The organism is Sphaerisporangium sp. NPDC005289, assembly GCF_040607455.1.
Lineage (GTDB): Bacteria > Actinomycetota > Actinomycetes > Streptosporangiales > Streptosporangiaceae > Sphaerisporangium > Sphaerisporangium rhizosphaerae.
Genome location: NZ_JBEXGS010000008.1, coordinates 48,229 through 66,232 on the forward strand (window position 1 = coordinate 48,229; position 18,004 = coordinate 66,232).

Below are 18,004 nucleotides of genomic sequence, written 5' to 3' on the forward strand. Positions count from 1 at the left end.
GCCGGGCTGTGGTCTCGCGCTCCCAGGGCATATCGAGACCACGTATGGGGGGGTCAGGCGGGCGTGCAGGTCACGGAGGAGGGGACTCCGCTGCCGCCGTTCGCCGTGAAGCCGAACGCCGTCGACCCGCCGGCCGCCAGGCCGCCGTTCCAGGAGAGGTTCTTCACCGACACGCCCGACCCGGACTGGGTGTAGGTCCCGCTCCAGAGCTGCGTGATCGTCTGGCCGCTGCTGGGGAACGTCCAGGCCACGGTCCAGCCGGTGATCGCCGCGCTGCCGCTGTTGCGCACGGTCACGTCGGCCTGGAAGCCGCCGCCCCAGCTGCTGGTGACCTTGTAGGCCGCCGCGCACGCCTTACCGGCCGTCGGGGTGGGCGTCGGGGTCGGAGTGGGAGTCGGCGTGGGAGTGGGCGTCGGGGTTGGCGTGGGCGTGGGCGTGGGAGTGGGCGTCGGGGTCGGAGTGGGAGTCGGCGTCGGCGTGGGGGTGGGCGTCGGGGTCGGAGTGGGGTCGGGGCCCGAGCCGGGCGCGTTGCCGTAGATCTTGGTGCCGCCCGAGTACACCGGGATGTTGGTCACGGTGACCGGCGTGGCGCCGGGGGTGGTGGCGACGCCGGTGTAGGACCAGTCGTTGGTGGGGTCCCACGACCCGGAGGAAGTGGCGATGCGGAACTGGGCCTCCCGCCGCGACTCCGACTGCCCGGCGGGCGCGATGGTCGTGCCGGAGCAGTCGATCGTGACGTAGTAGACCTTGCCCGAGTACTGCGTCGGCCCGGTCGGCGCCTTGCACTGCGTGTAGGCCGATGCCAGGGTGATCTGGCTCGGCGTGGTGTCGCCGTCAAGGGTGAAGTAGTAGCGGAACGACCCGTCGGTCAGCGCCCGCGCGGGCCAGGCCGAGTGGTTGACCAGCAACGCCTTGATCTCGGTGTAGGTGGAGCCGGTGGAGTTGAGCGACGCCTGCAGGTAGATCTCCGGCCCGTCCGGGGTCTCGGCCACCGGGAAGTTGGCGAGCGGCGTGCCGCCGTACTCGCGGTACAGCCGGGCGAGCGCGCCGGTGAAGGCGGCGTTGTAGTCGGTCGCCACCTCGTTCATCACGTAGTCGCTGCGGCTGTCGGCGTAGGCGTCGTCGTTGGACTTCGGCCCGCCGACCAGAGCGCCGTACAGGATGTGCCTGCTGTCGGCCGGCTCGTTGAGGCTGTTGGACCACGACCCGTGCGCGGTGCGGTGGTGGGGGTTCCTCGGCGGGTTCGCGCCGAAGCCCACCATGTAGGAGGACCTGCGCGGGTTGTCGCCCAGCGCGTAGTTGATCTGCCGGACCCCGAAGTCGTGGTAGCGGGTCTTGCGCGTGGCGTCGCTCAGCCAGTCGCTGTAGACCAGGGCGGCGAACGCGGTGTTGGCGGCGTAGCGCAGCGAGCCCCAGGTGTCCAGCACGGCCTCGCCGCCGGGGGAGTAGTTCACCTTGGCGCCGTTGACGCCGACGGTCCACCAGTCGAGCCAGCGGTTGGCGTCGTCGACGTACTTCTGCTTGCCGGTCAGCTTGGCCAGCAGCACGTACGCGCCGTAGGACTTGTCGTCCCAGGCGATCGTCCACTTGTAGGAGCGCGTCGTGCTCTGCGGCTCGGTGCCGAGGTTGTCGTAGTAGGTCTCCGCCTTGCTCAGGTAGGAGGCGTCGTTCGTGGCGCGGTACAGCCAGATCGCGCCCCAGACCAGCTCGTCGTTGTAGCCGCTCCACGACTTGTAGTAGCTCGCCGCGTCGGTGATGCAGTCGCTGTACACCTTCCTGACCGTGTCGGCGAAGGTGTAGAGCTGCTTGGCGTGCGTGAGCAGCGTGTCGGCATAAGTCGGGTTCGTCGGGCGGAAGACCATGGAGGAGGCCGCCATCGCGGCCGCGGTCTCACCCGCGAGGTCGGAGCCGCCGCAGGAGGCGTCGATCTTGTAGGCCGGGCGCTCCATCGGCATCACCTCGGCCGGACCCCACCACGCGTGGTCGGTCCCGCCGTTGCCCACCTGGCCGTACAGCACGTTCGACGACGGATGGGCCTTGATGAAGTAGTCGTTGACCCACTTGAGGTTGTCCAGCAGGTACGTCAACTGGCCCGAGCTCTGGTAGGCGTCGCGGTACTCCACGGCGCCCCAGGCGAGCATCGTCGTGCTCGCCGCCATCGGGAGGCCGAACTTCACGTGGTCGCCGGCGTCGTACCAGCCCCCGGTGAGGTCCAGTCCGGCCGAGCGGCCGTCGTTCATCCCCGAGTCGCCGCGCCAGGTGACGCGGTTGCCGGCCGGCAGGTCGCCCGACCGCTGGGCCTCATAGAAGAACAGCGACTTCTGCAGCGCCTCGCCGTAGTTGAAGGTGGCGGCGGCCGCCGGTGAGGAGAACACAGGGAAGAGCGTGGCCGACGCGGCGAGGATCGCCAGGCCGGTGAGCGCGCGTCTGAGGGACATCGATCGCCTCTCGAGCCGGGGAACTGGTGGAGCGGATATGGGTGCGCCGCGGGGGCGGTGGTGGTCGGCGGGGGTGCGACGGGGGTCAGGCCCGCCGCACCCCGCTGTACCGGGGGGCGGCCGCGGTCAAGGCGTGCCGCGCCCCTTCGGCCGGGGGTGCGACGGCGTGTCAGGCGCCGCCGCACCCGCGGGGGGGCCGGGGTGCGGTGGCGTGTCAGGCGCCACCACACCCGCGGGAGGCCGGATCAGGGGAACAGTCGGCCGTACTCGGCGAGGGCGACGGCGACGTCGACCTGCGCCCAGAAGCGGTGGTAGTTGAACGTCGGCGCCGGGCCCGTGCCGTCCAGGTAAGCCTGGACCTTCGGCCAGCTCGGGTCGTTCTTGTACCAGCTGCGGATGGAGATGAAGGTCGAGCTGGAGTTGATCGTGTCGCCGTTCGGCATCTTGCCGCTCCAGCCGGACGGGACGTAGATCGGGTCGTCGAGACGGTTGTAGTCCGACTTGGTCTCCGGCACCGACACGCCCTTGCTGTCCTGGTCGTTCGCCCAGATGCCGTCGAGCAGAGCCTTGGCCATGTTCTTCGCCGCGGTGTTGCCGGCCTTGGCGGCGTAGTATATCAGGACCTTGGCGTAGGAGCCGGCGACGCCCACGTCAGTGGTGTAGTCGGCGATCGACACGTGCAGGCTCGCGTTGGACCCGGGGCTGGAGGCGTTCCAGGTGTCGGGCTGGCCGGTCCACTTCAGCGTCGAGGGGATCTGGAAGGTCCCGTCGGAGTTGATCGTGGTGTTGGCCATGGCCCACGCGACCCACTTGTCGAGGATGGCCTTGGCGGTGGTGTTGCCGCTGGCGTAGTACAGCTCGGCCACGCGCTCCAGCGACCACGCCTGGAAGCCGAACCACTGGTTCGACGGCGGGTCGTGGTAGACCGGCTGCCAGTCGTAGGCCATGCCGTAGAAGGTCGGCGTGCCGGACGGCGGCGCCGCGTAGTGGCCCTCCCAGCTGTTGGTCGCGCCACCGGCGATCGCGCCCTCGGTCGACTGCAGCCAGCGGTAGAACTCCAGCTGACGGGTCAGGCTGGTGCTCCAGTCGGTGACGGCGGTCGCACCCTTGGGCTTGAGCGCGTCCACGTTGGACAGGGCCCAGGCCGCGAGCGGGTTCTGGTAGCCGGAGTGGTTGTGGCTGGAACCGATGCGCCACGCCCAGCCGGCCGAGGTGTCGGTCGCGCCGCCCCAGGCGTAGTACCAGGACAGCAGGTAGGCCGAGCTGTCCTTGCCGGTGCCCGCCGCGCAGGAGGTGCTGGTGCAGCCCTGCTTCTTGAAGTACTTGTCGTACATCGCGTAGCGGAGGTAGTCGCCCATCTTCGCGGCCTTGGCGACGGTGGCCGAGATCTGGGAGTCCTTGCCCTGCGCCTTGGCCCAGGTGTAGGCCCAGTACGCGGCCTGGACGGCGCGCGCGTCGGCGTCGGGGGCGTTGGTGTACTTCCACTGCTTGGCGTAGGACGCGTCACCGGTGAACAGGTCCAGGTAACCGTTCGGGCCGCCGAACTTCATCGTGTCGCAGGACGGCTGGGGGATGGTCTCGAAGACCGACTCCTCCGGGCCGCGCTGGTAGGTGTTGATGTAGGCCGGCTTGGTGGTGCCGTCGCCGCAGCGGCCGAAGCCGTAGGTGTTGTCGACGTCCAGCAGCCAGTGCATGCCGTAGATGTCCTTGTTGCCGTACGCGCTCTGCAGTTCCGACGCGATCGGGTCCTTGCCGACCGAGACGCCGCTGTCGAGCTTGGACGGGTACTGCGAGATGTTGTTCCACTCACCGGCGTAGGTGGCCGGCTTGCTCGCGTCGTAGAACGAGTTGGTGGGCTGGTCCTGCTGCGAGGGGATGATGTACTTCTCCATCGTCGCCCAGGCGTTGTTGAAGTTGGTCCACGTGCCGGTGACCTGGCCGTACACCGCTTCCAGCCACAGGAAGTAGCTGAACGCCTCGGAGGTGGTCTCGTGACCGTGGTCCGGAGCCTCGACCATCAGGGTCTCCACCGAGTGGTAGGGGACGCCCTGCGGGGAGAAGTACCCGTTCGACGAGTCGTGGATCTTGTTGTACATCGTGGTGAAGCGGGTGATGTACTCGTTGCCGCCGCTGGTGCCGTCGTTGTCGGCCTCGGTGGCGGCCACGGAGGCGGAGGTCCAGCCGCTCGCGGTCGAGGTGAACGTCGCGGTGCCGGCCGTGGTGTCGGAGTCCTCGGCGGCCGCGATGCGCACGGTCTGCGGGGTGTTCCAGTTGGAGGTGGTGAACGTCAGCGACGCGCCCGAGGAGATCGTGAGGTCGGCGTCACCGCCGCTCGCCTTGGCCGTCGTCACGGTCACGCTGCTGGAGGGCTGGCGGGACAGGCTCACCGTGTAGGTGGCGGAGCCGCCCTCGGGAACCAGGAGCGAGCTCGCGCTGGTCACGATGCTGGAGGTCTGCGTGCCCGACACCGTGATGCCCACCGGAGAGGAGGTGGTCGTCGCTCCGGAGTTGTCGGTCGCCTTCGCGGTCAGCGAGTAGCTGCCGGCCGCGACGTTGGTCCAGCTGTAGGTGTACGGCGAGCTGGTGTCGGTGCCGATCAGCGTGCTGCCCTGGTAGAAGTCGACCTTGCTGACCGTGCCGTCGGAGTCGGCGGCGCTGGCGGCGAGGTTCACCGTGGCGGGCGCGGTGTAGGTCTGGCCCGCGGTGGGCGAGGTCAGGCTCACCGTCGGCGGCTGGTTGGTGGGGTTACCGCCACCGTTGCACGTCGTGCCGTTGATGGTGAACGACGTGGGCTTGGAGTTGGTGCCGGTGTGGGAGCCGTTGAACCCGATGCCGACCGACTGGCCACTGCCCACGTTGCCGTTGTAGCTCATGTTCGTGGCCGTGACGTTCGCGCCGCTCTGGGTCCAGTTGGCGCTCCAGCCCTGGGTCACGCGCTGGCCGTTGGCGAAGGTGAAGCCGAGCGACCAGTTCGACCAGGCGTCACCGTTGTTGGTGATCTTGACGTTCGCGGTGAAGCCGTTGTTCCAGTCGCTGGTGCTGTAGTCGACGGTGCAGGCGACGGCCGCGGATGCCGGTACGGAGGCCAGGACGGTGAACAGGCCCGCCACCAGGCTGGTCAGCGCCAGCCACACGGCACGTCTTTTCATCCGTGACCGTGGGAGCGCTCCCGCTCCTAAGGATGTTGTTGACATTCTGGAGGTACTCCAAAGTGATGAATGGCGATGGACGGTACAGAAGTTGGCACAACGTCAGGTCTCGTACCGGGTGGTGCAGAAGTGGACTTATGGGAGCGCTCCCACCATGGATTCTGCTGGGTACACCAAAGATGTCAATGACATGTCAGGCGGATTTCAGGCGACGGACGCCTCCGGCGTCGCCAGCCTGCCCGTTCTTAGCTTCGCCTTATGTCGGTGGGCGGAGCGCTGTTGAAAGTTTCAACTGGTCATGAAGCGCCGTGAACGGGTTTCCCGGCCGTCCGCCGGGCAGGCCGGGGAGTGGCGGCCGGAGCTTTCCCTGGGTGGGTGCGGGGCAGGTCGGACGGGTGCGGCGGCCCATGTCACGGCCGGAAATGATCGCTTGGTCGTGACGCCGGCGTGGGGGCGTCCGCTCGGCTCGCCGCCCCGGTCCGGGACCCACGGAAATGATCACGGCTGGATGCCTGGTGTGAGATATCCCGCTTTGTCTGAAGGTGACGGTTTTGGGCCTTTGGGTACAGGGTGGAGTCATGAACAGAGTCGATCCGAGAAACCTGAGCGTGCGAGATCTGCGCGCCGAGCTCCAGGAGCTCGAGGAGTCATGGATGGAGACGCTGCTTCGCGGTTCCGAGGATGCCGTGGACGACTTCGCGTCACGCACGCGGGAGCTCGAGGAGGAGTTCGACCGCCGTCAGCGGGAGCGAGCCGGTGAGGCCGCCCCGACCAGCCAGGACGCCGGACTGAGCGGCCAGGACGCCGCACTGAGCGGCCAGCACCCCGCCCCGATCAGCCAGGACCCCGCTCACACCAGCCAGGACCCCGCTCACACCAGCCAGGACCCCGCACTGAGCGGCCAGGACCCCGTCTCGGGCGGCAAGGACGCCGTGCCGGGCGGCAAGGACGCCGTGCCGGGCGGCCTGGAGAGCGATCTGGGGCCGGTCGCCGGGCGCGAGCCCGAGCGGACGGCCTCCCAGGCCATGGGCGGCGAGCCCCGCAGGGAGGCGCAGGACGGGCTTGGCCCGGACGTGGACGTCGAGTCCCGCCGGGAGGCGCAGGGCGAGCTTCGCCTGGACGTGGACGGCGCTCCGGCCGCTCCGCCGTTCCCCCACGAGGACGTCTCCACTCCGGTCGCGTCGCCGGCCGGGCCGGAGGCCGCCCCGTCACCGGCCGTCTCCGAGGCCGCCCCGTCACCGGCCGCTCCACCGGTCGGCCCGGAAGCGGCAGTGTCGCCGGCCGGGCCGGAAGCCGCTGTGTCGCCGGCCGCCCCTGAGGCGGGCGTCCCGTCGGGCGGGTCGCCGGCCGTCCGTGAGGAGCCGGCGGGGGCCTGTCGCGGGTGGGACGGCGCCGGTGTCGCCGGGGACGGCGGTCGCGGCCGGGCCATCCGGCCGGGCAGACGCCGCAGAGACGGCGTCCCCGCCGTCCGTGAGCAGCGGTCGCCGGGCAAGGTGGCCTGACCCAGAGGTTCTCCCATGAACGTTCGGGGCCCGTCCGAGGAGATCGGACGGGCCCCGCGAGCGTTCAGGCGGTGTCGTCAGCGGATGTCACCGAAGGTGTCGTCAGCCGGTGACACCCAGAGCCGGGCGCTGCCGCGCCTGGGCCTGAGCCTGGGAGCGTGCCTGCGAGCGGGCGTGAGCCTGGCCGTGGCCCTGGTGCCGGTGCCCACCGTGGGCCTGGCCGCCCTGATGGCCGCCCTGATGGCCGCGGTGACGGTCGCTTCGGGAATGGTGGCGGTGTCCGCCGCCCTCGCCGAGCACGCCGGTGATCGTGCGCACGTTGGCGAACTCCACCAGGCGGTCGTCGTTCCTGTTGTGGTGATGACGGATGTTGCGCGCCCTGTCGTCCACCTTTCTGTCGTCCGCGCGGACCTCATGCCTCCCCTTGGCGGCGCTGTCGTCCTCTTCCTTCTTCTCCACCTTCTCCACGCAGACCTCGGGGCAGGCGCCGCCGGGACCGAGGTCCTGGTGGATCGTCGCCGAGAGGCTCGAGTCGAACGACGCGCTGCCGGGGAACAGGGCGGTGATGGAGTGCGGTCCCTCCTCGAGGGCCGGGGGCACGAGAACCGCCTGCCCGGTGGCGTCCAGCGGGGCGGCGCCCCGGCTGATCCCGTCGGCGAGGAACACCACCTGGCCGGTCGGCGGGGTCGTGCCGTTGGTGCGCACCGTGGCGGTGAGGCTCAGCGGCCCCCGGTGCCCGGGGTCGGAGCAGGAGGTGGTCAGCGTGACCGTCGTCCTGCCCCCGCAGATCGGCCGCCTGATCCGGGCGTCGTTCAGCGCGACGCCGGCGCCGGTGCGCGCCAGCACGCGGCCGTTCACGATCGCCCTCGTGCCGATGTCGACCCCGGCGCCGGCCAGGACGGTGCCGTCGAGGACCGCGCCCGCGCCGATGATGGTCCTCCCGACGACCCGCCAGAAGACGTTGCACGCCCGCGCGCCGCCGGTGAGGGTCACCGTGCTCCCCGGCAGGGCGTTCAGCGAGCCGGGGCCGGAGGTGCGGAAGATGAAGACCGCGTTGGGGTCTCCGTGCGCGTCCAGCGTCAGGTTGCCGGTGATCGCGAAGGAACCGCCGGTGGAGTCGTACACCCCCGGCCCGCGGGTGGTCCCCCCGAGCTGCGGCGGCACGGTGGCGGTCGCGACGCGGCCCGCCGCGTCGTTGTAGGCGGTGGACAGCGCCGTCTGGGCGAGCGCGGCGATGGGGTCGCCCGTGTGGGTGACACCGATCACCCTGCCGGGCGGGAAGCCGGTGACGGCCGCCCCCGGGCTCACCCCGAGGTTCCCGGTGACGAGCGAGGGGCCGGTGTTGTGCACCGACGTTCCGGCCAGGAGTCCGAACGCGGCCGCCGGGCCCAGCGGCACCGGCGCCGTGGCGGCGCTCGCGGCGTGCGGTGTCGCGATGACGGCTCCCATCGCGACCAACGCGGGGAGGGCCGCCGCCAGCAAGGAACGAACGAAATGTCGTGCCCCCGCACGAGAACGACTGCCATTGTTCATGAAGCGGTCCTTTGCTTTTGGTATCGCTATGAGAAAACGCATTGCCGATGATGCGTCTGGAGATCCTCACGGTACTGATCGTTGGACCCGTTATCCTCGTGCGACATGCGGATGATTTAATTCCGACGCCATCTGCGGATAAAATGGAAAAGTGTCCCGTTGCCGGTGGAAGGGCGCCGTTTCCGGCAACGCCGCTAAGCGTGCCGCGGGGTGAAATGGGCGGGGCCCGCTCCGGTGGGAGGGCGGTGGCCGAATCGCCGGGGAATGCCCGTGGAAAAGATCGGAATCCGGACATGAGAAAGGCGGGCGGGCGCATCGCGCGCCCGCCCGCCGTTCGGCCGGAGACGGGTGTCCCGTCCGGGGCCGATCTCACCAGGGAGGGTCTCCCCGGCTCACGGCCGCCGTCGTGCGGCGCCCGCGACCGGGGACGATCGTCGTTTCAGGAGCAGACGAAGGATGCCGGGGCCGGCGTCGAGGGGCCGTTGGCGGTGAAGCCGACGGCGACCGACTGCCCGGGAGCGATGCTGGGGGCGTAGCTCGGCGCCTTCGCGGTGAAGGTGGTCCCGCTCTGCGTGAGCGTGGCGTTCCAGCCGCTGACCAGGGTGACGCCGGAAGGCATCGCCCAGGTCACCGTCCAGTTGTTCCAGGCGGAGGTCCCGTTGTTCTTGACGGTGAGCTGGGCCTGGAACCCGCCCGACCAGGCGTTGGTGATCGTGTACGCCGTCCCGCAGGCGCCGGCGGTCGGGGTCGGGGTCGGGGTCGGGGTAGGCGTGGGCGTGGGCGTGGGAGTGGGCGTGGGCGTGGGAGTGGGCGTGGGCGTGGGAGTGGGCGTGGGCGTCCTGGTCGGCGTCGGAGTGGGGGTCCCGGTGCCGCCGCCGACCGGCGGGATCAGGTAGGGCTGCAGGATGCTCTGCTTGGCCTGGTCGACCGTGGCCCAGTCGTCCTTCAGGATGCCGCCGGTGTCGCCGGAGTTGGGGTTCCAGGACCAGTAGGTGAAGGACATGCCGTTCACCCCGGTGCCGGTGTACTTCATCAGCTCCTGCAGCCACACCTTGTCGGTGTTGCTGGCCAGCGTGGTGCCGAACTCGCCCATCATGATCGGGGCGATGTTCTCCTTGTAGAGGTAGCCGAAGAACTTGTCCCAGATGGCGGGCATGTTGGCCGGGTAGTTCGGGTCGTCGAACCACGTCTGGTGGAACACCGAGGTCGCGTACTCGTGGGGGGAGTAGACCAGCCGGTTGGCCACGTTGAGCCGCACGGGGTAGTCCCTGGCCTTGGAGAGGTTGCCGCCCCACCAGCCGCAGGGCTCGTCGGGGATGTTGTCCCAGGCGTTGGCGTTGCCGCCGCTCGGGCAGCTCACGCCCTCGACGAAGATGAGCCAGTTGGGCTGCACGGACAAGATCGCGTTGCCGGCCCGCTCCGCGGCGAGCCGCCAGTCGCGGGCGGTGTCGCCGCAGCCCCAGCACGAGCCGGTGCTCTGGGGCTCGGTGCCGTCGGCGTGCGGCTCGTTGTGCAAGTCGGCGCCGATGACGGTGGTGTTGCCCGCGTAGTGCTGCGCCAGCGACTTCCAGTCGTTGATCCAGGTGCTCTCGGGGACGGCGCTGGTGTACCAGAGGGCGGTCTGGCCGGCCGAGGTGGGCCGGTGCCGGTCCAGGATGATGCGCATCCCCTTGACGCCCGCGTAGTCGATCACCTTGTCCAGGATCTGGATCGGCGACAGGCCGACCAGGTCGGGGTTGGAGTAGGTGTTCACGCTGGTGGCGACCGCGCCGGGCTTGATGGCGTCGTCGGAGAACGGCACCCGGATGGTGTTGTAGCCCAGGCTCGCCATGAGGTCGAGCTGGCTCTTCCACGGGTTGTTCGCCCACAGGCCGTGGAAGGTCTTGTTGTCGGTCTCCATGCCGAACCAGTTGATGCCGGTCAGCCGGACGGTGGCGCCGGTGCTGTCGACGATCTTGTTGCCGTTGGTGTGCAGGTAGCCGGTGCCGGTGCCGCCCGCCGCCGCGGCGGGTGCGGAGCCGAAGGTGACGGCCAGCACGGTGGTGGCGGCGGCGGTCGCGACCGCGGTGACGGCCGCCTTCCACCTCGTGCCGATCGATCGAGATGTCATCAGGTTTCCTTCACGACTGAGGGGAGCGCGACGGCCGCTTACGGCACGGCCGTTCTGTACGGCCAGGTCGCGCACGTCATGCTTCGGCGCGGTTTTCCGGCCCGTCAACCGGGAGCGGAGAAGGCGCCTCGCTGACCTGCGTAGCCCGTTGTAACTTTCATCGTGGAAGGAGTGCCTCTGAGGGCGAATCGGGGCCCAAGAGGGCCCAGAGTCTTGGGAGCGCTCCCACTTCGCTCCCGCCGTTGCCCCCTTCCAGCGGGCTTCCGGGCGCCGGCCCGGCCCCGTGTTGTCAAGACATCCTTGTCAAGATGGTGAACTCCGGCGGCGGGGCGGTGTTATTGCACACCTCACGGCGCGCGACGCACGGGCTTATCCGGAGAATATTGTTGTCCATAAAAGGCGGCTTTTATGGATTAGCCGGTCTGGTCGCCGAACGGCCGCCGGTGCGCGGGCCCGGCGGCCGTTCGGCGTACGGCGGACCACCCGACGCGGTGGATCACCGTACGCGGGTGACTCGGACGACGCGATGATCCGGAGCGCGGTGGTCCGGTGGACGCGGTGGCTCAGGCGCTGCGCTGGAGGGCGGCGCCGATCAGCGTCAGCCCACGGTCCAGCTCCTTGCGCACGTCCGGCGTGAGGCCCCCTTCGCGTTCCCGGTCGTCCAGCTTTTCGCGGACCTTCGTCAGCCCTCTGACCGGGTCGTCCGGCGACTTCAACAGGTTGTGCACCACCTGCCGCAGGTCGAGGGCGACGTCGGAGCGGATGGCCCCGAGGTACTCCCCGGCCTCCAGCGTGGCGTCGAAGCGTCCCACCGCCTGGGTGAGCGTCGGCGCGGCCGGCCGGGCGCTCGCCGGGACGCCCATACGCTGCCGCTCGGCCGCCGTCGAACGTGCCGGGACAGGCGGCGCCTTCGACGGTGCGGGCGGCTCGGGGGCGAGCCGGGTGAGGGTCGGGACCGGCGAGGCGCCCGCGCCGCGCCCGTCGCCGGAGATCGGCTCGTCGAGCGCGCCGGAGTGCCGGGAGGCGGACGCGCTCGCGGTCGGTGTCGCCGGCGCCGCGTCGGGCGGCCGGGTGGTGATCGACGCCGTGACGGGCGGTCGCCCGTTCGGCTGGATCCACAGCAGGGCCGCGGTCCAGGTGGCCAGCATGACGGCCGCGATGGAGGCCATCCGTGCCCGCCGCACCCAGGTCGCCGTCTCCCGACCGGCGGTCAGGAACGCGCTCAGCGAGGCGGTGAGCGTCTCGGCCACGTAGTGGGCCGTCGGCCGGTCGCCGGGGTCCTGGGCGAGGCAGCTCGCGCAGAGGTCGGCCACCTCCTGCGGCAGGCCGGGCGCGCGCGGGACGGGCGGCGGACCGGTGCGGTGCGCCGCCTCCAGCGCCTCCCACGTCGTCTCCGGGTAGGGGTGCTCGCCGGTGAGCATCGCGTACATCAGCACACCGAGCGCGTACACGTCGACGGCGGGATGGACGCTGGAGCTCGTGAGGCGTTCCGGCGCCACGTAAGGAGGCGTGCCGAAGTCGGCCAGCCTCTGGTCGACCTCCTCCCCGACGAACGCCGCGATGCCGAAGTCCAGGAGCTTGGCGCCCTCAAGAGTGAGCAGCACGTTCTCCGCGGTGACGTCCCGGTGGACGATGCCGCGCTGGTGGGCGGCCGCGAGCACCATCGCCACACGGGCTCCGATGACCGCCGCCTCCCGCCAGGGCAGGGGGCCCTCCTCGCAGATCCGCTCCGACAGCGGCCGCCCGTCGAGCAGGCGCATCACGACGTACGCGGCGAGCCTGCCCCGGGCGGTGACCGTCTCCCCGTAGTCGTACACCTCGATCGCGTCCGGGTGGATGAGGCGGGCGGTCGCCCGCGCCTCCCTCCGGATCAGGTCTCGCCCGCCGTGGTCACCGCCGACGCAGCCGTCGAGAACCTTGATCGCGACGGTACGGTGCAATGACTGGTCGAAGGCCCGCCAGATGGCGGACATCCCCCCGGAGGCGATCTGCTCGACGAGCCGATAGCGGCGCGTGAGCACATCGCCTTCCTGCATGCCCCCCGAATCAAGTTGATTCACGTACCACCAGCTCCGTGGGAAGTATGGGGTTGCCGTGCGGGACGTCATCCTCCGAAGTGATCGACATGAGCAGCATCCTCGCGGCGAGCACGGCCATCTCCTCGACCGGCTGCCGCACGGTGGTCAGCGTAGGCGAGGTGTGCCGGGCGAGGGGAGCGTCGTCGAACCCGACCACGGCCACGTCGTCCGGCACCCGCCGGCCCGCGCGCCGCAGTGCCTGCATGGCGCCGGCGGCCATCGGGTCGGAGGCGGCGAACACCGCGTCCAGGTGCGGCGACCGCTGAAGCAGCCACTGCATGGCGTGCGCCCCAGAGGCGTGGGTGAAGTCGCCGTAGGCGACCGGGACGTCGTTCATCCCCGCCGCGTGCAGCGTCCGCAGGAAACCGTCGAGGCGGTCGCGGGCGCCGGGCAGCGTGGGCGGCCCGGCGATCACGGTGATCGCCCTGCGGTTGGTGAGCAGCAGGTGTTCCGCCGCCTGGCGCGCCCCGTCCATGTTGTCCATGTCGACGAACGGCAGCTCGATGCCGTCCGGTGGACGGCCGGCGCTGCGCACCGCGATGCCGGACGCGGCCAGGGTGACGGCCAGAGGATGTCGCTCGCGGGCGCCCGCGAGCAGGACGCCGTCGAAGGAGCCCGTCACCAGCGGTGGGGCGGCGATCGTCGAGGTGGCCGGCGTGGCGTTCATCACGACGAAAGGCACCCCATAGCTGGTGAACACCTCGTCCGCCGCCGAGAGCAGCCGTGCGTAGAAGGGTTCGGAGAACATGCGCTGGGTGTGTTCGCAGATGACGGCCGCGACAAGCTGGTCGGACCGCCGGGCGGACGTTCCCCGCGGCGCGCGATGCCGTACGTAACCAAGACGTGACATGGCGTCGTGGACCTGACGGCGAGTGGAGGTGCTCACGCGGACGGAGCCGGTGAGCACTCGTGAGGCCGTGGCGGGGGAGACCCCTGCTTCGGCTGCTACCTGGGCAAGCGTGGGCTGGTCAGCCATCCGGCTTCCTCCGCTTTCAAGGTATATCGCGAAGGCGTGGGAGCGCTCCCATTACAATAACAGTGTTTCTTGCGTGTCAACAGATGTTTCCGGTAAATGTTCCACGCCCGGTCTGGAGGCGATGTTACGGACATATTCCATGCGAAGAAAGGTCCCTGTCAGAGATTCCTGTCCGGCAGGGGTCGGACGGGCCGCCCGGCGGGGCGGTGGCGGGGAGCGTCGTAGGCCACAGACCTGCTCAGCCACCCTCGGACATGCCTGTGGCCGCGCGGGCGAGAGGCCCGCGCGGGCGCAAGTGTTACCGCAGCGTTACCTCAAGTCTCTGGTGGGTGGTTGTTCCGTTCCATCCGGCCTGAGACGTCTATCGGCGTTAGTCGCTCTATGGGTGATATGGGCGGTTGGTTGCTCTAAGAGGGCTTTAGTGGCTGATGTCCTTCATGCCGCAGGCATTGGCGATCAGCTCGAAGAGGTCTCGAACGGGTCGCCGGCGGGATGGGCGTCACCGAAGAAGCGCCCGGCCCGGCCGGGCCACCCACAACCGGTGGTGGCCCACTCCTCGGCCCCGCGGGCCGGCTCGGTGCTCCTGCTGCGTGCGTCACCCGGCGTGTCCCCCACTCCAACGGCGCCAGGTACAGGATCGACACAGGGACGCTCGACCCGCCACGGGCGACACCAGGGTCAGATCACTCACAACCCCCACAACCCGCCGGCGATGCCCCCTATTCCTTCGAGGATGGGACGGGTCTCACGCCGATGGGACCACTCCGGCGGGTCTCACGCCGGCGGGCGGTCGTCGGCCGGGACGGTGACGAGTTCGGCGGTGCAGAAGGCGCAGCGGCGCGCCTCGACGGGGATGTCGCTCAGGCACTCGGGGCACTTCTTCTCGGTGCTCGCCTTGTCCCGGTCGAGGTAGGAGATCAGCCGGGTCATCGGCATCACCACGAGCCAGTAGATCACCGCGGCGATGATCAGGAAGGTGAGCAGGTGGTTGACGAAATCCCCGTACTTGAACTGCGCCCCGTTGAGGGTGAAGGAGTACTTGGAGAAGTCGGGGTTGCGTCCGCCGGTCACCGCGCCGATCAGCGGCGTGATCAGGTCGGCCACCAGCGCCTGCACCAGGCCGCTGAAAGTGGCTCCGACGACCACCGCCACGGCCAGCTCGACCAGGTTGCCGCGCATCAGGAACTTCTTGAATCCACCCATCTCAGGGTCCTCCGGGGGAGTGTCGTGAGCCACAGGTATCCGGTTACCCGGAGATCGTGATGCAAACCAAAGGTGATCGGCATTATTGCGAAGGAGGCGATCCCTTCCCGGGCGTAGTGTCATAATCGTCGATGTGCAGAGCGAACCACTAGGGGCGTAAGCGGCTACTCGATAGCATTTCTGTCGAGCGGCCAAGCGGGTAGCAGGATGGCAGGGCGGGATGGTGACGCGTGTGAGCAACATTCGGGCGGTTCGGAGTTGAGTGCGCATGAGTGTTCGCAAGGCGGTGCAGGCGTTCAGTGTGCCTGTCTTATGTGTGGTCGGCCTGCTGCTTGTCGTGGCATCCCCGGTCCTCATCGATGATCTGACCGCTATTGGCTCCATGCAAGAGCTGGACTGGGAGAGACTGAGTGCTATCGGAGAGACGTATGGCACAATTGCTGCATTGTTCTCTGCATTGGCATTTGTGGCTCTGACTATTTCGTTAGTCATTCAGGCCGGAGAGGCCAGAATCAACAGGATCCAAGTGGTGCGGGGCTATCATATGAAGTTGCTGACGATGGCGGCTGATGACACAAGTCTCTATATGACGATGGTTGGTCCATCAAAAGTCATAACCCCAGAGGAGGCTAAGCGACGTATATATGCGGCCCTGCAGATGAACTATTATCGAATGGCTTTCGAATCTCGAATTGTCCATGAGGAATCATTGCGTGGCGAGTGTCTGGCTCCTTCGTTTCGGCGGGAATTCATGCGCGAATGGTGGCGGGCTGGTCGGGATTCGTGGAGGCTGGGGACGCGGGGGACAAGAAGGGAGCGGAAGTTCTTCCGTATTGTCGAGGACGAGTATGCGAAGGCCGTAGCCGAGGCCCTGCAGATGAATCTACGTTCCTCTAGCGGAGGGTACCCGGTCGGTCGACGGCGTCAATCATCGACTTCACGATATGTAGTTTTGATGATCGCTCTCGGGAGTACGTTATACGCGGCGAAGAAGGCGGGAAAACTGCTGATACGAAAGACCGGAGACGGGCCATTGTGACCGCCTCCGGCTGTTTTCGCGATCTTTTGCTAATCGAGGAAGCGTTGCAGGTCGAACTCGCCCTTCTTGGCTCCGTCAATGAATGCCTGCCACTCGTCCTCGGTGTAGACGAGCACCGGACTGCTGGGATCCTTAGAATCGCGAATCGCTATGTGACCGCCGGTGGCGGCGACCTCGACACAATGTTCGGTGTTGCACTGGCTGGCCGAGCGCCATCGGACGCCGGTATCGTGCCATGATGATGAGAACCTCATGGATTCCTCTGATGGTCGTCGAAGTGACAGGATCACCCAAGAGGGCGTCCATATCCGGCATTATGCCATCAGAAGATCATCGAGGGGTCCGTTCGCCCCGCTTGATCAGGATCTGTATTTCTGCGACACTTCCTCGATGAGCGTGCGGGAGCCGTCTTGCCCGAGGCCCACGGTGCTCAGATGGCCGATGAGGTCACGGTAAGCCTGCAGTTCCTTCTCTTTACGGAAGTACTCGATTCGCCCCCCAACTTCCTGATATATGACGTCGGGAATGGGGTCGGCCATTTCTAGCATGGTAAAGGTCTGGTCGAGCCCCTTGTGGGCGCCCGCGCTGAAGGGGATGACCTGCAACGACATGCGGTGGCGCCCCGAGAGCTCCAGCAGGTGCGACAATTGTTCGTACATTACCCTCTCGTCGCCGACCCGGCGGTGGAGGGCCGACTCGTCGACGATGATGTGCAGGCGCGGCGGGTCTTTCTTGTGCAGGATGTCCTGCCGGCGCATCCGCAACTCGACGCGCTTGGCCAGGGTTTCGGCGCTTATTCTGCCCGCCACTCCCTTGATGATGGCGCGGGCGTAGCCGGACGTCTGCACGATGCCGGGAAATATGCCGGTGTCGTAAGAGAAGATCGCGACGGCGTCCGCCTCGTGGCCGATGTAGGCGCGGAATTTCTCGTCGGGGTATTCCTCCCACCACTCCGACGCGCGCGCCTCGCGGGCCATCGCTATCAGGACGGCCGCCTCGGCCGGGTCGGCGCCGTAGATGGCGCACAGGTCGCGCACGTCCCGCGGGATGACGCCGCGCGCGGCGGTCTCCAGGCGGCTGATCTTGGCCACCGAGCACTCGAGCCTCTGCGCCGCCTCTTTCATGGTGAGACCGGCGTCCATCCGCAGCGCGCGCAGCCGGGTGGCGACCTCATGGTGTCGGAGCGACGGATTGATCCCGGCCATGACCTGCTCACCTCGCCTCGGCGCGGTGATCGCCTTCTCGGATGCGCGGTCACCGCTGATGCCGAGTCTCCTCCGTACTGTTAGGGCGCACACTACTCATGCCCTATGGGCAGCAAGGTGTTCGCCGGAGATACTTTCCTGTGGCAATTGCCAATGGCGGTTGCTCTTGGCATCAACCCGGGTAAACGTAAGGTTAGCCCCTACAGAGAGGACGTCACTCCCTAAGAGCCGCCTCCTCGCGGGGTGGCCGTCCCCTGCGGGAGGGGGAGGGCCGGGCCGCGAGGCGGGCGGCGGACGGGTGGCGTTCCCGGGGGCGCGTTGAGGCCGGGTCCGGTGGTGGGGGCATCGACCGGCTCCCGACCACCGCGAGAGGACCGATCCCTATGAATGTGAGCCCCGCCGGGATCGCCACCACCCTGTGGACCCACATGCGCGAACACGCCCTCGCCCGTAACTGGGAGCTCAGCGACGCCTTCTTCGCTGAGATCGACGGCTTCGCGTGGGTGCAGGGATGGGCGATCGTCCGGCGCCGGACGCGCCACACCTACCGCGACCCCCGGTTCGACCGGGTGGTCGTGTGCTGCACCTGCGGGGGGAACGGCAGGGGGGAGAGCGGCCGTCCGTGCCGCACCTGCAAGGGGGAAGGGCTGCTCAACTTCTTCGAGCCGCCTCCGGCCGCCAGGAAGAGCGCCTGACCCGGTACGGCGCGACCGTGCCGGGGGCCTGACGCCGCTCCGGACCGCGCCGCCGGCCCGCCGGGTCGCCGTTCAG

The 18,004-nt window shown here is 68.6% G+C and carries 12 protein-coding genes; 3 read left to right on the forward strand and 9 right to left on the reverse strand.

The genetic code is table 11. The annotated features are described in order from the left end of the window. Positions 1-53 precede the first annotated feature (53 nt). Entirely contained in the window at positions 54-2,438 is a 2,385-nt protein-coding gene (locus tag ABZT47_RS15950; protein ID WP_354841629.1) for a glycoside hydrolase family 9 protein, read from the reverse strand. 245 nt (positions 2,439-2,683) lie between these two features. Further along, on the reverse strand, positions 2,684-5,587 hold the full coding sequence (locus ABZT47_RS15955; RefSeq protein ID WP_354841632.1) for a glycoside hydrolase family 48 protein: 2,904 nt from the start codon (positions 5,585-5,587) through the stop codon (positions 2,684-2,686). Between the two features lie 578 nt (positions 5,588-6,165). Here ABZT47_RS15955 and ABZT47_RS15960 point away from each other — a divergent pair. Then, complete coding sequence (locus ABZT47_RS15960; RefSeq protein WP_354841635.1) at positions 6,166-7,089, forward strand: DUF6158 family protein; 924 nt, start codon at positions 6,166-6,168, stop codon at positions 7,087-7,089. A gap of 102 nt (positions 7,090-7,191) precedes the next feature. On the opposite strand, the gene ABZT47_RS15965 is transcribed toward ABZT47_RS15960, so the two are convergent. The 5 genes from ABZT47_RS15965 to mscL all read right to left on the reverse strand — a co-directional run bounded on the left by ABZT47_RS15965 (position 7,192) and on the right by mscL (position 14,989). Then, on the reverse strand, positions 7,192-8,538 hold the full coding sequence (locus ABZT47_RS15965; protein ID WP_354841638.1) for an ice-binding family protein: 1,347 nt from the start codon (positions 8,536-8,538) through the stop codon (positions 7,192-7,194). A 523-nt stretch (positions 8,539-9,061) separates the two neighbouring features. Then, a complete protein-coding gene (locus tag ABZT47_RS15970) occupies positions 9,062-10,732 on the reverse strand; it encodes a cellulase family glycosylhydrolase (protein ID WP_354841641.1) in 1,671 nt (556 codons plus the stop codon). 563 nt (positions 10,733-11,295) lie between these two features. Then, positions 11,296-12,768 (reverse strand): serine/threonine-protein kinase, encoded by a 1,473-nt coding sequence (locus ABZT47_RS15975; RefSeq protein WP_354841644.1) that lies wholly within the window; start codon positions 12,766-12,768, stop codon positions 11,296-11,298. 10 nt (positions 12,769-12,778) lie between these two features. Further along, positions 12,779-13,786, reverse strand: a complete 1,008-nt coding sequence (locus ABZT47_RS15980; protein WP_354841646.1) for a LacI family DNA-binding transcriptional regulator — start codon at positions 13,784-13,786, stop codon at positions 12,779-12,781. 774 nt (positions 13,787-14,560) lie between these two features. Next, positions 14,561-14,989: a large conductance mechanosensitive channel protein MscL gene (gene mscL / locus ABZT47_RS15985; RefSeq protein ID WP_354841649.1), complete on the reverse strand. Its 429-nt coding sequence runs from the start codon at positions 14,987-14,989 to the stop codon at positions 14,561-14,563. 268 nt (positions 14,990-15,257) lie between these two features. Between mscL and ABZT47_RS15990 the strand changes: the two genes are divergently transcribed. Beyond that, entirely contained in the window at positions 15,258-16,028 is a 771-nt protein-coding gene (locus tag ABZT47_RS15990; RefSeq protein ID WP_354841652.1) for a DUF6082 family protein, read from the forward strand. Between the two features lie 29 nt (positions 16,029-16,057). Here ABZT47_RS15990 and ABZT47_RS15995 read toward each other — a convergent pair whose 3' ends face one another. Both ABZT47_RS15995 and ABZT47_RS16000 read right to left on the reverse strand, forming a co-directional pair. Further along, on the reverse strand, positions 16,058-16,282 hold the full coding sequence (locus ABZT47_RS15995) for a DUF397 domain-containing protein (protein WP_354841655.1): 225 nt from the start codon (positions 16,280-16,282) through the stop codon (positions 16,058-16,060). A gap of 105 nt (positions 16,283-16,387) precedes the next feature. Continuing rightward, positions 16,388-17,233, reverse strand: a complete 846-nt coding sequence (locus ABZT47_RS16000) for a helix-turn-helix transcriptional regulator (protein ID WP_354841658.1) — start codon at positions 17,231-17,233, stop codon at positions 16,388-16,390. Between the two features lie 383 nt (positions 17,234-17,616). On the opposite strand from ABZT47_RS16000, the gene ABZT47_RS16005 reads away from it, so the two are divergent. Further along, positions 17,617-17,928, forward strand: coding sequence for a hypothetical protein (locus tag ABZT47_RS16005; RefSeq protein ID WP_354841660.1), 312 nt, complete (start codon positions 17,617-17,619; stop codon positions 17,926-17,928). Positions 17,929-18,004: the final 76 nt, after the last annotated feature.